Annotated in this window: 15 protein-coding genes; 2 read left to right on the top strand and 13 right to left on the bottom strand. The window is 33.5% G+C overall.

Annotated elements, in window-relative coordinates; genetic code table 11:
• Positions 1-81 precede the first annotated feature (81 nt).
• The 13 genes from ACTU6T_RS05185 to ACTU6T_RS05245 all read right to left on the bottom strand — a co-directional run bounded on the left by ACTU6T_RS05185 (position 82) and on the right by ACTU6T_RS05245 (position 12,231).
• The gene (locus ACTU6T_RS05185; protein ID WP_460220196.1) at positions 82-384 is read right to left on the bottom strand and encodes a hypothetical protein; all 303 of its coding nucleotides are present in this window, start codon (positions 382-384) and stop codon (positions 82-84) included.
• Positions 385-442: 58 nt separating this feature from the next.
• Positions 443-1,201, bottom strand: a complete 759-nt coding sequence (locus tag ACTU6T_RS05190; protein ID WP_460220197.1) for a tetratricopeptide repeat protein — start codon at positions 1,199-1,201, stop codon at positions 443-445.
• 2 nt (positions 1,202-1,203) lie between these two features.
• Positions 1,204-2,979, bottom strand: coding sequence for a BatD family protein (locus tag ACTU6T_RS05195; RefSeq protein WP_460220198.1), 1,776 nt, complete (start codon positions 2,977-2,979; stop codon positions 1,204-1,206).
• A gap of 16 nt (positions 2,980-2,995) precedes the next feature.
• Entirely contained in the window at positions 2,996-3,463 is a 468-nt protein-coding gene (locus ACTU6T_RS05200) for a hypothetical protein (RefSeq protein ID WP_460220199.1), read from the bottom strand.
• Between the two features lies 1 nt (position 3,464).
• Positions 3,465-4,304, bottom strand: coding sequence for a tetratricopeptide repeat protein (locus ACTU6T_RS05205; protein ID WP_460220200.1), 840 nt, complete (start codon positions 4,302-4,304; stop codon positions 3,465-3,467).
• A 1-nt stretch (position 4,305) separates the two neighbouring features.
• Positions 4,306-4,812 (bottom strand): hypothetical protein, encoded by a 507-nt coding sequence (locus tag ACTU6T_RS05210; protein ID WP_460220201.1) that lies wholly within the window; start codon positions 4,810-4,812, stop codon positions 4,306-4,308.
• A gap of 76 nt (positions 4,813-4,888) precedes the next feature.
• Positions 4,889-5,932 carry a vWA domain-containing protein gene (locus ACTU6T_RS05215; RefSeq protein ID WP_460220202.1) on the bottom strand — a complete coding sequence of 348 codons (1,044 nt, stop codon included), beginning with the start codon at positions 5,930-5,932 and terminating at the stop codon, positions 4,889-4,891.
• 5 nt (positions 5,933-5,937) lie between these two features.
• Positions 5,938-6,942 carry a vWA domain-containing protein gene (locus tag ACTU6T_RS05220; RefSeq protein ID WP_460220203.1) on the bottom strand — a complete coding sequence of 335 codons (1,005 nt, stop codon included), beginning with the start codon at positions 6,940-6,942 and terminating at the stop codon, positions 5,938-5,940.
• Complete coding sequence (locus ACTU6T_RS05225; RefSeq protein WP_460220204.1) at positions 6,942-8,606, bottom strand: hypothetical protein; 1,665 nt, start codon at positions 8,604-8,606, stop codon at positions 6,942-6,944. Before ACTU6T_RS05225 ends, ACTU6T_RS05220 begins: the two co-directional genes overlap by 1 nt.
• Before the next feature lie 38 nt (positions 8,607-8,644).
• A complete protein-coding gene (locus ACTU6T_RS05230; RefSeq protein ID WP_460220205.1) occupies positions 8,645-9,511 on the bottom strand; it encodes a DUF58 domain-containing protein in 867 nt (288 codons plus the stop codon).
• A gap of 120 nt (positions 9,512-9,631) precedes the next feature.
• Positions 9,632-10,633, bottom strand: a complete 1,002-nt coding sequence (locus ACTU6T_RS05235) for an AAA family ATPase (RefSeq protein ID WP_460220206.1) — start codon at positions 10,631-10,633, stop codon at positions 9,632-9,634.
• Between the two features lie 148 nt (positions 10,634-10,781).
• A complete protein-coding gene (locus ACTU6T_RS05240) occupies positions 10,782-11,594 on the bottom strand; it encodes a DUF4382 domain-containing protein (protein WP_460220207.1) in 813 nt (270 codons plus the stop codon).
• A 64-nt stretch (positions 11,595-11,658) separates the two neighbouring features.
• Positions 11,659-12,231: a DUF4382 domain-containing protein gene (locus ACTU6T_RS05245; RefSeq protein ID WP_460220208.1), complete on the bottom strand. Its 573-nt coding sequence runs from the start codon at positions 12,229-12,231 to the stop codon at positions 11,659-11,661.
• Positions 12,232-12,334: 103 nt separating this feature from the next.
• On the opposite strand from ACTU6T_RS05245, the gene ACTU6T_RS05250 reads away from it, so the two are divergent.
• Both ACTU6T_RS05250 and ACTU6T_RS05255 read left to right on the top strand, forming a co-directional pair.
• Complete coding sequence (locus tag ACTU6T_RS05250; RefSeq protein ID WP_460220209.1) at positions 12,335-13,198, top strand: aldo/keto reductase; 864 nt, start codon at positions 12,335-12,337, stop codon at positions 13,196-13,198.
• A gap of 11 nt (positions 13,199-13,209) precedes the next feature.
• Entirely contained in the window at positions 13,210-13,962 is a 753-nt protein-coding gene (locus ACTU6T_RS05255) for an SDR family NAD(P)-dependent oxidoreductase (RefSeq protein WP_460220210.1), read from the top strand.
• Positions 13,963-13,966: the final 4 nt, after the last annotated feature.

Here is a 13,966-nt window from a genome sequence, read left to right on the forward strand (position 1 = left end):
ATTTGTGCTAAAGGCATTTTTGCCAATAGCTAATTTGTAATACTTTTTTAGGATAAAGTTGTCTATCCTTGATCGAAAAAATTACAAAATGAATTCGGGGGGTGGGGATATTAAGTTAAGATGTGGTTTAGGATAAGTTTTGAAGGAATAACATGAAGCTAGTTGCTTATAAACAGTATCTATATCTTCTGCTTCATTGTCAAATTCTATTACAAAAACTTCAAACTCCTTGTTCTTTTCACTTTCTTTTTCTTCTTCTTCTTCAGAAATATCACACAGCAAAGACACATCGATAGAGCTATCGACAATATGAATAATCGTAGGTACAATAGTTAGTGTCAAAAACACTAATGAAAAAAAAATGGCTGGTAATTTCTTACTCATATATTATTAGTGAAGGGCAAATATAAAATTAGATTTTGATTTTTTTGTTAAAGAACCTTTAAAATATCTTCAACATTTTAATATCATCACTAATGACCCATCCTGATTTCCCATCTGCCAGTTTAATTTCTTTCCAATTATCAACAGTATCGATCACTTGAACTTTAGTGCCTTCATGAATTTTGAATGCTTCACTACTTCTTAGATTGGGTTCTGTTTTAATTTGTGCCTCTTGGGCAAATACAATGGCTGGTTGATCATTTTTATCTAACTCATACTTATGAAATGCAAATAACACGCTTACTAATGCTAAGCCAAAAGCGCAAAAACTCGTAATAAATGCCAAACGCTTTTTTGTAGTTGAATGCGAAAAATAATACATTAGAAAAATCAACACAAATAGCACCATTAAACTCACTGATAACTTTGCCCAATTATCAAAACTAAATGTATGAGTCGCAGTATTTAATACCTTAGAAAAGCCAACATCAGGTATGGTGTCAATGGCATCGATGGTCATATTTCTTGCATAGGCAATATTATTTTGAATATCCTCATCATTAGGTTTTAACAGTAAGGCTTTTTCATAAAAATATATACTAGGCGCAATATGATTGAGTTTATAATGCGCGTTTGCAATATTAAAATACAATTCAGCAGAATGCTGTCCTGTGTTTAATATCGATTTATATTTTTCTAAAGCATCTGTATAATTACCTTCATTATATAAGGTATTAGCTTGCTCAAAAACAGTGGTGTTTTGAGCAATGCCAATTGTGTACATTAAACTTATTAGTATGTAAATTAGTTGTTTCATCACTATCTAATTTCCTTGTCAATAATTGAGATTGTAGAAGCCGATTTTTCATAGTCTTGCTTCATTTCAACATTAGTAATTGGCGTATACCTCGCTAATTCGCAGTGTTCTAAAATGCCAATAAATTCTTGTATTGTATTTTCATTAACTTGACGTTCTAATAAAATACCTTGAATCTTTTCTTTACTGAAATCACTCGTTTCAATTTGAAGTTTTGCCTTCAAGTAATTATGCAAGGCTTTTTCAAGTGCAATATAAAATGCTTCCTTGTTTCCTAATGATTTTTTAGCTTCACTCAAATACTTTTTGGCCAATCTATCGGCTTTTCTAATCCTATTTCCGAAGACATCAGCATCACGTTCTTCTTTCTTTTTACGATAAACCATAGCCAACGGAATTGCCAATATTGGCAATAGTAAGGACGTCCAAAATCCAGTTGATTTAAAGAAACTATCCTTACTAATTGGCTTTAAATTAGCATCTGTTTTTATAAAAGCGAATTGATTTCCATTAAGTGTTACTTCAGTTTTATTAGCTTCTGAAGTAGCAATATTATCATCCCCTGAAGAGTTATTAATCGGGCCTTCAATAACATCAATAATGATCTCACCTGAAGAGACCCTTTTGTAAGTTTCTGTCTCTAAATCGAAATAAGAAAATGACACGCTCGGAATAGGATATTTGCCTTTGTATTGAGGTACAATAGTATAATTATCTGAAATTGAACCTCGCATTCCACCTAAGTTAGTTCGAATTTTTTCATTGTGCTCTGGCTCATAAACTTCTAATGAACTCGGTAAGGTTAACTTTGGAAGTTGAAACAGATTAAGGTTCCCTGTTCCGGTAACTTCTACTCTGGCTTGTAAGGATTCTGATGCATTCAACTCTGTTTTAGATGTAATGACATTAAACTCAAAATCACCAACCGCTCCAGTAAAATCATCAGGCTTTCCTTCTTCTGGAAGAGCCTTTACATTAATCGTTCTACTCCCTGCAGATACCGTTCTATTGATTTGTGCCATATGTCGTCCTCCAAAAATATCGCGTCTATTGGTAGGCACCTCAACCGTAATATCTAATGCTAATGGCTCTATATCAAGCTTGCCCGTTTTTTGGGGATATAATACCGTTTTACGAAGTACAACATAACGATAGTCTTCACCTTTGTATTTCCCATTTTGGATTTTGAGTCCTTTAACATCAATTTTCTGACTCCAAAAATCGTTATATCTTGGGTTTTCAATCTCTCTCCAATTACTAACACCTGTATTTGGAGACACATATAATTTATAAACCACAGTTATAGCCTCGTTGATATAAGGATCTGTATTTGAAACCTCTGCGACAAGGTGAATGTTTTCTGAAGCAATGCCTTCTACATTGTATGGGTCATTTGGGCGCTTTACTGCTTTTGTAACTTGTACGGCAACAGTCTTAGATTTATATACATCGCCATCAATTTCAATACTTCCTTCTTTAATAGTAAAGGTTCCTTGCTTTTTAGGTGCTAAAAAATAGCTATATGTTTTAGTATACGAGTGTTTTCCATTAAGCCAAGAATTACTTACAGACGTATTAGGTCCTCCAACAACATTAAAGTTTTCAAAACTTGGCGGGTTAAAATTATCGCCATCTTTATTCATCACAAAGTCAATGCGCAAGCGTTCATTAACACCTAACTTCGTCTTACTAACTTTGGCTTCAAATTTTATTTGAGCAAAGGTCATACTAGACGTAAGTATAATAACGAGTAATGCTATGTGTTTAAAGATTTTCATCTCAATGATATAGTTTCTATTTTACGATTATTTTAATGGGCTCGCTTATTAAATCTTTATTTAAAGTTTCCTTCTTTAAACCTTCATTAGTAGAACGATCATCTGAAAATATTTCTATAGTAACATTTAGTTTTAAGGGATCAAACAGAAACGTGCCTTTTTCTTTAGAGGTTAGTTTTGTTTTGTTAAGTATGACATATCTATGAGTTTCTCCTTTAAATTTTTCGGTTTTAACTTGCATGGGCTCAACTACTATTTCACTAGATTCAAAACCCTTATATTCTGGCTTCTGAAGCTCTTTCCAATTAGAAACACCAGTACTTTGGGAGACATATAATTTATATGTAACTTCTGTTGTTTGGCCAACAGAAACAGTTTCATTTGACACTTCTGCCACCAGATAAACACCTTCGTTTTGAGCACATGCTACAGTAGAAAACACTAGTAACAACACACGTGACAATCGTTTTAGATATTTAAACATCTTACCAGTCTTTCTCAGGTTTAACTTTAACTCCTTTTCGCTTTTCAGCATTCATTTTTTCTTGAACTTTTTGCTCTTGATTATTCATCGCTTCTAATAGGTTTTTGATTTGTTGCGGTGATAATTGACCAGGTTTAGGTTTGGGCTTTCCTTTTTGCTTTTGATCATCTTTTTGATCACCTTCTTCACCCTTATCTTTTTCATCTTTAGGTTTCCCTTCATCATCCTTTTGATCATCTCCTTCTTTCTTATCTTGATCACCTTCGTCTTTAGGATCCTCCTTTTGTTGGTCATCTTCCTTTTTATCCTCTTCCTTATTATCGTCGTCTTTGTCTTCGTCTTTCTTATCTTCTTCTTTATCCTGATCTTGCTTTTTTTGTTGTTCAGCACATTCTTTAGCTACAGCAAAATTATAACGTGTTTCTTCATCTGTTGGATCATTCCTCAAAGCATTTTTATAAGCTTCAACAGCCTCTTGACATAATTCTTTTTTCATTAAAATATTACCAATATTATGGTAAGCCTTATGCTTTTCAGTCTTTGAAGTCGCTGTTTCTGCAGCCTGACTATGCCTATATAAAGCTTCTTCATAATTACCTTTCTCATAGTAACTATTTCCTAAGTTATAGGTTCCAGCTACAACCGAAGGTGCTTTAGAGATTGCTTTTCTATATTCCATTTCAGCATAGATATAATTATCAGCATCTACCAATTCGTTCCCTTCATAAACATAATCTTTAGCAGTTTCAAGTAATAACTGTTTTTCTTTCTCTTTGTCTTTATCTTGAGCAAAGGACACGACAGCAATAAGCATTATACAAATACAAAGTAGTTGTTTCATTTTATTTTTTTTCTTTAAAAACGGTATTAAGATACACCTGTTTCCATAATCCATTACTATAGGAGCCTACTTTAAAATTATAGGTAGACTCATCTACATATTCCCACATATCTGTAATGACCGTGTCTCCATATTGATACTGATACACAATGTTTTTCCCTTCAGATACCACTGTTCCTTTGGTTACATTTCCGAAGACATCAAACTCCCAAAATTTTACTGTATCACTAGCTTTATCATATTGACGAACACCATGATTTCTATGTCCAAATTTAGTTTGAGCTTCATCGATAAATCCTTTAGAATTAGCAACAATAATGCTATGTTCTAAATCAAACTGAAAAGAAACCTCTTGTTTAAATTTTGGCCCATTATTTTCCCATTGCCCTTCTGCTATCCAAGTCTTATTTACCAAATTGTCAAATATAGATAACTTATTAGTTTGACCAATCAAAGCCATTGGAACTAAACAAAAAAAGATGAGTATGTTTATATGTAGTATTCTCATATTTGTAACTAGCAAGATAAAAAACTGAATGGCTTGATATAGTTAAAGAATTTATAAATTATTGAGCCTAAATATGCTATATATTTTCATTAAAAAGATTCAATCGCTTTAACCAGGCTGTTTTTCGTTCTAGGAAGAAAATATCAATAAACAAGAAGAAAATTCCAAAGCCAAGGAACCATTGAAATTGGTCTTTAAAATCGGCAAACTCTTTAGCTTCAAATTCGGTTTTATCCATACGATTTAAAATATCTTTTATCTCTGCGATTACATCAGAAGTGTTACTGCCATTGATATATGCTCCATTAGCTTCTTCTGCTATTTCTTTAAGTGTATCTTCATTAAGTTTTGTCACAACAGTTTCGCCTTGACTATCTTTTTTATAGTTTAGCAACACACCATTTCGTTTAATTGGAATAGGCCCTCCTTTAACATCTCCTACACCAATTGTAAAAATACGAATACCTTCTTCACTTGCTTCCTCTGCCACATTACTAGCAAGATCTGTATGATCTTCACCATCTGAAATAATAAATAAGACGCGATTAGTTTGCTGCTCATCATCAAAATAAGTTTTTGCCAACTCAATAGCTTCACTAATAGCTGTACCTTGAGAAGAGAGCATATCAGTATTCATATTTTGCAAGAACATCTTTGCTGAAGCATAGTCTGTAGTAATTGGCAACTGCGGAAAAGCTTTTCCAGCATAGGCAATAATTCCAACACGATCGCTTGCCAGATTATTAATGATTTGAGTAACCAATTGTTTAGACTTGTCCAATCGGTTTGGGGCAATATCTTCGGCCAACATACTTTTAGAAACATCAACAGCGAAGACGATGTCTACACCCTGTCGCTTAACTGTTTCCAATTTGGTTCCAATTTTAGGGTTTACTAATGCAATTGTCAAACAACCAAATGCCAAGCATAGCAATATGATTTTTAAAATGGATTTAAATATCGATTGATTAGGGCTTAATCGTTTCAGTAATTTATGACTTGCAAATCGTTTTTGAGTACGGTGTTTCCAAATTTGAAGAATAATAAATAGCAGGACAAGTACCGGAATTACCAGTAAAACCCAAAACCAAATTTTTTCTTCTAATTGAAAATCAAACATAATGCTTATACAAAACTTCTAAAAACAGTTAATCTTAGTAAGGCTTCTAATAGCAGTAAGCCTAATGCAATTAGTACCAACGGACGATATTTTTCATCGTAAGTGGTATACTTAATTTCTTCGATTTCGGTTTTTTCTAATTTGTTTATTTCGTTATAAATTTCTTTTAATTTCTTGTTATTGGTTGCTCTAAAGTACTTTCCTCCAGTAACATCGGCAATTTCGTTGAGAAGGTCTTCATCAATTTCAACTTGCACTCTTCTGTATTGAAATGATCCATTGCTCAACATAGTATAAGGCGATAATGCCATTCCATTTGTTCCAATACCGATAGTATATACTTTAATACCATATTCTACAGCAAGTTCACTTGCTATTTTAGGATCTATAAAACCAGAATTATTAACCCCATCAGTAAGCAAAATAATAACTTTGCTTTTTGCCTTGCTATCTTTAATACGATTGACAGCTGTGGCAAGCCCCATTCCGATGGCAGTTCCGCCTTCAATTATTGTATTATACTTAATATCTCTAAGTGATCTCAATACAATAGCTTTATCGCTTGTAATTGGTGTTTTTGTATAACTCTCTCCTGCATATTCTACTAGACCAATTCTATCGTTTGGTCGTCCTTGTATAAACTCAGATGCTACTTTCTTGAGTGCTTCAAGTCGGTTAGGCAATAAATCCTTAGCTAACATACTTGCCGAAACATCAATCGCCATAACGATGTCTATCCCTTTAGTCGTTTTTGTTTTTGTGGTTTCGTCAGAAGTTCTAGGCCTAGCCAAAGCCGTAATTAAAAATGCTAAGGCCAATAAACGACATAAAAATAACAGTGGACGTAATTTAGGCCATAAAGAATTTCCAACTTTAAATCCTTTAACGCTCGACATTTTAAGTTCAGCCGTTTGGTACTTTCGCTTAAAAAAATACCAAACGATTGCCAGTGGCAGTAGTAAAAACAGCCAGAAAAACTCTTTATTTAAAAACTCTACTCCTTCTAACATTACTCGTCGTCTTCTATAGTTTTAAGTTCAACAGAATTTATCACGCGTTCAATAATTTGATTGGCATATTCATCTTGATTATTCCAAGCTAAAGCAATCTTATGCATTATTTTTTTATTATCTGACACAAACAAGATAATGGCATATTCTCCAGATCTATACTCATCTTTGACTTTAGTAGGAAATTCACCTGTTCCATACACCTTAACACCTGCAGCAGCATTTGGTGTAATAAATTGTTCTTGTTTTACAATGAGGTTTTTTGCTCCATTATTCTCAAACAACTGGATAGTTTCTTCAATAGCCGATTGAATTTCAATATCTTGAGCACCTTCATCTAAATATTGTGTAGTTCCAACTCCAATATCAAAAGGACTATCGACACTTCCGTATGAAAATGCTGTTCGCTTTACCTTTTGAACAGTATCTATAGCTTGTATTTGAAGTCGTTCTAACACTATTGGTGTCGATATTGTTATTGGAGGAATTCCGTATTCACTTTGCACCCAATCTCCTTCTAACAACTCTTTAGTATCATGACCAACTATACTATCGGCTACATATTTAAAGCCATACTTAAGCCCAAAACCAACATAAGTTGCTGCAAGAATTAGGATACTTGCAGCTATTGTGAGCCATATTTTTTCTTGTTTTTTCTTACGCGCTTGTTCTTCTTCATAAGCCTTATTGCGTAGTTTTTGCTCTTCGGTAAGCTCTGGCAAAGCATCTCTAACTTGATCAATTTCAATATCAATGGTATTTCGATCAATCTTAGCGAGTTCTATATCTGGAGCTGACTTTGCAAATTTCACCAAATCGGCTCGCTTTAAAATATTTTCAATGTTATCAATATCTTCAATGCTTAATTCAATTTGATTAGCATCGCGGAGTAAATTTAAACGACTTATTAATTCGTCTGTTGTACTTTCTAGGGCACGATCATATACTTTTTCATCTAAGTATTTTCTGATGATAAAAGTCAACTCTGAGTAATAGTCTTTTAATTCTTCTCTCTGAAGGTAATCGCTTTCATCTAACTTTTGAAGCGCTAGTTTTGCTCTATCATAAGGTGGAAGTAATGCAATTTCCTCTTCTTCAGTTAATGGTTTTTTTCTCCAAATCAACCAGTACAATATAAATCCCGCTATAGCAGTAATCAATAAACCAATCAATAAATATTTCCACCAATCACTAGACGATTTTTCAACTTCAATCATTGGTTTAATATCATAGAGATTTTGCTTAGTCGTATCAACAGCAACCGTTTCTACATTTACTTTTAAAGAATCGGTGTAAAAGGTTTTTGTACCAATAATTACTTTTTGTTTCGGAATTAGATATGCTCCAGAATCAAACTGGGTGAGCCCATATGTTTTAATGAGTCGAAACTTGGCATTAGTTTTTGTAGTATCTACTTCATAAGACTCTATCATCTCTAAAGGTGTGAAGGTTTGACCTTCTGGAAACACCACTAGATCTGTAGTATCAGCTTCAACTTGAATTTTATACGTGATTTGCTCGCCAATTCTAATTTTAGTCGTATCAACAGAAGAGCCGACTTGGGAATACATGACAAAAGGCAACAAACAGAACATCAAAGTATATAATGATATAACTTTAAGCTTTTGAAATTTAACTCGTATGTTTAAGTGCCTATTTTTCATTTTAAATTAGGTTTTGACTGCGCTCAACCTGACATTTTTTATCCTCTTCTTTTAAAATACCCTAATAATTTTTTCACATAACTTTCATCAACACGACAATCAATTGTACCTGAGCCCGATTTCGTAAACGTATCCTTATAATAGTTTACCTTATCATTGTAGTATTTACTATAATTTTGTCTAACAGATTTTGATGCAGTATTAACCAGCACCAATTCACCTGACTCTTCATCTTCCATTTGAACCATCCCAAGATTAGGAATAGACTCTTCGTGTTTATCGTAGATTCTAATTCCAGTTATATCATGACGCCCAGCAGCAATTTTTAAATTTTGTTTATAATCATCTGCAATAAAATCACTAAGTATAAACACAATTGCCTTTTTCTTCATAACATTCGATAAGAACTTTAAAGCTTCAGCAATATTGGTAAGCTTACTTTTAGGTTTAAACTCGATTAATTCACGAATAATTCGCAATACATGAGAGCGTCCTTTTTTTGGAGGAATGTAAAGCTCTATGTCATCAGAAAACAGAATCAATCCTATTTTATCATTGTTTTGAGTTGCTGAAAATGCTAATGTTGCAGCAATCTCTGTGACGATTTCATTTTTAAATTGTTCATCAGTTCCAAATAATTCTGAACCAGAAATATCCACCATTAACATCATAGTTAATTCACGTTCTTCTTCAAAAACCTTAATATAGGGTTCATTATAACGTGCTGTAACATTCCAATCTATGTTTCGAACATCATCACCATATTGATACTGTCTTACTTCAGAAAAAGTCATACCACGTCCTTTGAATGTTGAATGGTATTCGCCTCCAAATATATGATCAGACAATCGACGTGTCTTAATCTCAATTTTTCGTACTTTTTTTAGTAATTCCTTAGTATCCATTATTTCTATTTGTCATTCTGCACCTAATGCAGAATCTATCAAATTTAGGTTTTGATTGCTTCTATTGAGATTCCTGTCTTGATTTTGATTACGCCCAATGACTTTACAGGAATGACATTTTTATGGTACTTCGATTTCGTTTACAATTTTATTGATGATATCCTCAGAAGTGACGTTTTCAGCTTCAGCTTCATAAGTGATTCCAATTCTATGACGTAAAACATCATGAACAACAGCGCGAACATCTTCAGGAATCACATAACCACGTCGCTTAATAAACGCGTAACATTTAGCAGCAGTAGCTAAGTTGATACTACCACGAGGAGAAGCTCCAAAAGAAATTAGTGGTTTTAAATCGGCTAAACGATATTGTTCTGGGTAACGTGTTGCAAAAATAATATCGAGAATATATTTTTCAATTTTCTCATCCATGTAGACCTCTCTAACAACATCTTGAGCTTTTATAATTTGAGCTACTGAAACCACAGGGTTAACCTTGTCCCAATTTCCTTTGAGGTTAGCTCTCATGATGAGTTGTTCTTCAGCTTGTTTTGGATAATCGATAACTGTTTTCAGCATAAAACGATCCACTTGAGCTTCCGGCAATGGGTAAGTTCCTTCTTGCTCTACAGGGTTTTGTGTTGCCATAACTAAAAATGGCTTGTCTAAAATAAACGTTTCATCTCCAATTGTGACTTGTTTCTCTTGCATAGCTTCTAATAACGCTGATTGCACTTTAGCTGGCGCTCTATTAATTTCATCTGCAAGCACGAAATTAGCAAAAATTGGTCCCTTTTTAATTGAGAAATCATTCTCCTTCATGTTGTAGATTAATGTTCCAACAACATCTGCAGGCAATAAATCTGGAGTAAACTGAATTCTACTAAAACTACCAGCAACTGCTTGAGACAGGGTATTAATAGCTAAGGTTTTTGCTAACCCAGGAACACCTTCGAGTAAAATATGCCCTCGTCCTAATAGCCCAATAAGCAATCGTTCTACCATGTGTTTTTGTCCAACAATGACTTTATTCATTTCCATCATTAACAAATCAACAAAAGCACTTTCTTTTTCTATTTTCTCATTAATGCTTTTAATGTCAATTGTACCTGTATCTTCCATTATCTAATAGGTTTTAAACGCTATGTATAGCTCTATTTAATTTAGTTACGCAAATTGTTAAAATTTTTGATGTAATGCTGTTAATAATTGGTTAAAAAAATAAGGGTAATACCAATGGCATTACCCTTATTTGCTTATAAAAATTATTTTATTGTAATTCTATAGTCTCTAGTACTGTAGTTTCACCCGCAACAACGTTAACAGATTCAACAATTGTTTCTGATAATCCAGATTCAGGATCTGGTGTCACAACAACATCATAAGCTCCTGACAGCAAACCAACTAGCATAAAGTTTCCGTTTTCATCAGTATAAGTAGACACCTCTTCAGATCCAACTAAAACGCTAACTTGAGTTTGTACATTTATTGGTGTAATACTTCCGCTAATAATCCCTGTCGATATATCTGCTACTGCTCTAATGACTGGTTTTAAGATAATATTACCAGAATTTCCTGCTTCAACTATTGACTGACATACATCAAAATCTAACCAAAAGGTATATTCAAAATTAGGCTCTAACGTTTCATTGATTTGAATTTTAAGTCCAGATTGTTGCGCACTTGGTGTCATTAATGGAAATGTTTCTCCATCAATAACGATGCTATTATCATCGCCAAGAACTAACCTTATTTGATTTAACATTCCTGAAGGAATTTCGTAATCATCAGCTAACAACACATTGACACCTCCTGTAAGTTCTAATAAATCATATATTCCTGTATTGATAGCGCCTACACTTTGCCAACCACTATCATCATCTTCACTGTCATCATTGACTTTAACCATCACATCTACTACATCAACATATACATGCTCATAATCCCCAGGGTTATCAACTAATTTCACAGTTAGTTTAGATGTCCCTTCAATGTTTGAAGGAGAATCATCGTCTCCACAAGCAAAAATAGTTAGTAAAAATAAAGTTGAAACTAAAAGACTTTTAATTTTAATTGAGTTCATAATATTATTTGATTTGATCTAAATTATATACGTTCAATTTAAATTTGCAGATGTTTTTAACACTCTAGAAAATATTAAAAAGACGCATTAAGGTATTCATTTTGGGTGCGAAATTAGCATCTCCATCTGAAGACATTCTTATAGAATCATCGAGATTTAATTCTATTACAAAATCATATAATTTGTTAGCAACCAATTGCTTTTCAACAATGTTTACTGAAGCATTTTCGTATTCTGGCAACAGATCTAATTCGTATACAATACCATTTTTAATTGCAGTGTGTTGATCTCCTAGTATTAATTTAATATTGTAAATATATTCAGCTGGAACTTCTTCAAAATCTACTAATGTGATAACTTTATTATTAGTACTATTTGTTAAATCGTGAATTCCTGTATTAATGGTATTTAAACTTATCCATGCATTAGAATCATTTTCATCTTCTAAGATTCTAAATTGCACATCGAGCACTTCAATATTAACTTGACTAAATGCACTATGTGTACCTTGAAGTTTTATAGTAACTAAGCTACTGTTTTCATAGGTTTCTGTATCTAATTCTTGAGAACAACTAGATACTAAAAACAAACAAATTAATGCAAACAAAGTAGTTTTATAGGTATTTATATTTTTCATGATTGGGACATTGAATAATAGCAATACAATAATACCTTGTTCTTCATTATTTGACTATTTTTATACATGAATTGCAAAAAAATCAGCATAAACAGAAAAAAAAGTGAAATATTCTCGATTAATTGCAGGTACTATGACCTGGGGCGTTTGGGGAAAACAACTCAAGACCAACGAAATTATTGAATTAATGCAGTATTGTATTGATCAAAACATCACTACATTTGATCATGCTGATATTTATGGAGGTTATACTACAGAAGCAGATTTCGGAAAAGCTTTTGCTAAAAGTGGTATTAAAAGGGATACTATTCAACTCATTAGTAAGTGTGGCATTCAATATATTAGTGAGAACAGAAATAATACTGTGAAACATTATGATTACAGTAAAGAATATATCATATGGTCTGCAGAAACTTCATTAAAGCATCTTAACACAGACTACTTAGATTTACTCTTACTGCATAGACCTAGTCCATTAATGGAACCTAATGAAATTGCAGAGGCCATAACCAATTTAAAAGACAGAGGGTTAATTAAAGATTTTGGGGTTTCAAACTTTACACCATCTCAAATGACATTATTATCTAATACCATAGATATTTCAGCAAATCAAATCGAATTTTCCCTAACTCAACATACAGCCATGCATGATGGTACATTAGATTATATGACAGCGCAACATATATCTCCAATGGCTTGGTCACCGTTAGGATTAGTATTTAGAGAAGACACAGAGCAAACCCGTCGTATTCATAGGCAATTAGGCGATTTATTAGATAAGTACAATGCCACCGAGGATCAACTGTTGCTCGCTTGGATTTTAAAACATCCATCACAGATTCATCCAGTTATTGGCACTACTACGAAACAACGCATTTCAGATGCAGCAAATACTGCTAACATTACATTAGAATTAGAGGATTGGTTTAAAATATTAGTGGCTTGCCAAGGTCATAAAGTCCCATAAATAAAAAGGATATGAAAAAAACAGCATTAATCACTGGAGCTACTAGTGGCATTGGAAGAGCAACAGCTCATGAGTTTGCTAAACATGGCATTAATTTGGTGCTCTGTGGGAGACGTCAAGAGCGCCTGGACACCATAAAAAAAGCATTAAGCAAACAAACGGATGTTCATACACTCAACTTTGACGTGCGTGATAAAAAAGCAACTTTTGGAGCCATAGCATCCCTTCCTGAAAATTTCAAAACCATAGACATATTAATCAATAATGCAGGAAACGCTCATGGTTTAGACCCTATACAAACTGGTAATTTGGAGGATTGGGATGCCATGATGGACATCAATGTAAAAGGGCTTCTCTATGTAAGCAAGGCTATTATTCCTCAAATGACCGAACGTAAAAGCGGGCACATTATTAATATTGGTTCTTCGGCAGGGAAAGAGGTGTATCCTAAAGGCAATGTGTACTGCGGAAGTAAACATGCTGTTTTAGCCATAACAGAAGGGATGCGTATTGATTTAAATCCCTTTGGAATTAAGGTGACAGCCATAAATCCTGGTTTGGTTGAAACCGAATTTTCCCAAGTGCGTTTTAAAGGAGACCCAATAGCAAACAATGTATACAAAGGCTATAAAGCATTACAAGCCGAAGACATTGCGGAGGTCATACAATTTGCAATTTCCCGTCCGGCACATGTTAACATTGCTGATGTACTTATGTTTTGTACGGCACAAGCCAGTTCAACTATTGTTAAAAAGGATATATGATTGA

Source organism: Psychroserpens citreus, assembly GCF_055686305.1.

What these genes read in the sequence shown, in the direction of transcription:
- ACTU6T_RS05185 (WP_460220196.1), bottom strand. Translation starts at nt 384, where the DNA reads ATGAGTAAGAAATTACCAGCCATTTTTTTTTCATTAGTGTTTTTGACA.
- ACTU6T_RS05190 (WP_460220197.1), bottom strand. Translation starts at nt 1,201, where the DNA reads ATGAAACAACTAATTTACATACTAATAAGTTTAATGTACACAATTGGC.
- ACTU6T_RS05195 (WP_460220198.1), bottom strand. Translation starts at nt 2,979, where the DNA reads ATGAAAATCTTTAAACACATAGCATTACTCGTTATTATACTTACGTCT.
- ACTU6T_RS05200 (WP_460220199.1), bottom strand. Translation starts at nt 3,463, where the DNA reads ATGTTTAAATATCTAAAACGATTGTCACGTGTGTTGTTACTAGTGTTT.
- ACTU6T_RS05205 (WP_460220200.1), bottom strand. Translation starts at nt 4,304, where the DNA reads ATGAAACAACTACTTTGTATTTGTATAATGCTTATTGCTGTCGTGTCC.
- ACTU6T_RS05210 (WP_460220201.1), bottom strand. Translation starts at nt 4,812, where the DNA reads ATGAGAATACTACATATAAACATACTCATCTTTTTTTGTTTAGTTCCA.
- ACTU6T_RS05215 (WP_460220202.1), bottom strand. Translation starts at nt 5,932, where the DNA reads ATGTTTGATTTTCAATTAGAAGAAAAAATTTGGTTTTGGGTTTTACTG.
- ACTU6T_RS05220 (WP_460220203.1), bottom strand. Translation starts at nt 6,942, where the DNA reads ATGTTAGAAGGAGTAGAGTTTTTAAATAAAGAGTTTTTCTGGCTGTTT.
- ACTU6T_RS05225 (WP_460220204.1), bottom strand. Translation starts at nt 8,606, where the DNA reads ATGAAAAATAGGCACTTAAACATACGAGTTAAATTTCAAAAGCTTAAA.
- ACTU6T_RS05230 (WP_460220205.1), bottom strand. Translation starts at nt 9,511, where the DNA reads ATGGATACTAAGGAATTACTAAAAAAAGTACGAAAAATTGAGATTAAG.
- ACTU6T_RS05235 (WP_460220206.1), bottom strand. Translation starts at nt 10,633, where the DNA reads ATGGAAGATACAGGTACAATTGACATTAAAAGCATTAATGAGAAAATA.
- ACTU6T_RS05240 (WP_460220207.1), bottom strand. Translation starts at nt 11,594, where the DNA reads ATGAACTCAATTAAAATTAAAAGTCTTTTAGTTTCAACTTTATTTTTA.
- ACTU6T_RS05245 (WP_460220208.1), bottom strand. Translation starts at nt 12,231, where the DNA reads ATGAAAAATATAAATACCTATAAAACTACTTTGTTTGCATTAATTTGT.
- ACTU6T_RS05255 (WP_460220210.1), top strand. Translation starts at nt 13,210, where the DNA reads ATGAAAAAAACAGCATTAATCACTGGAGCTACTAGTGGCATTGGAAGA.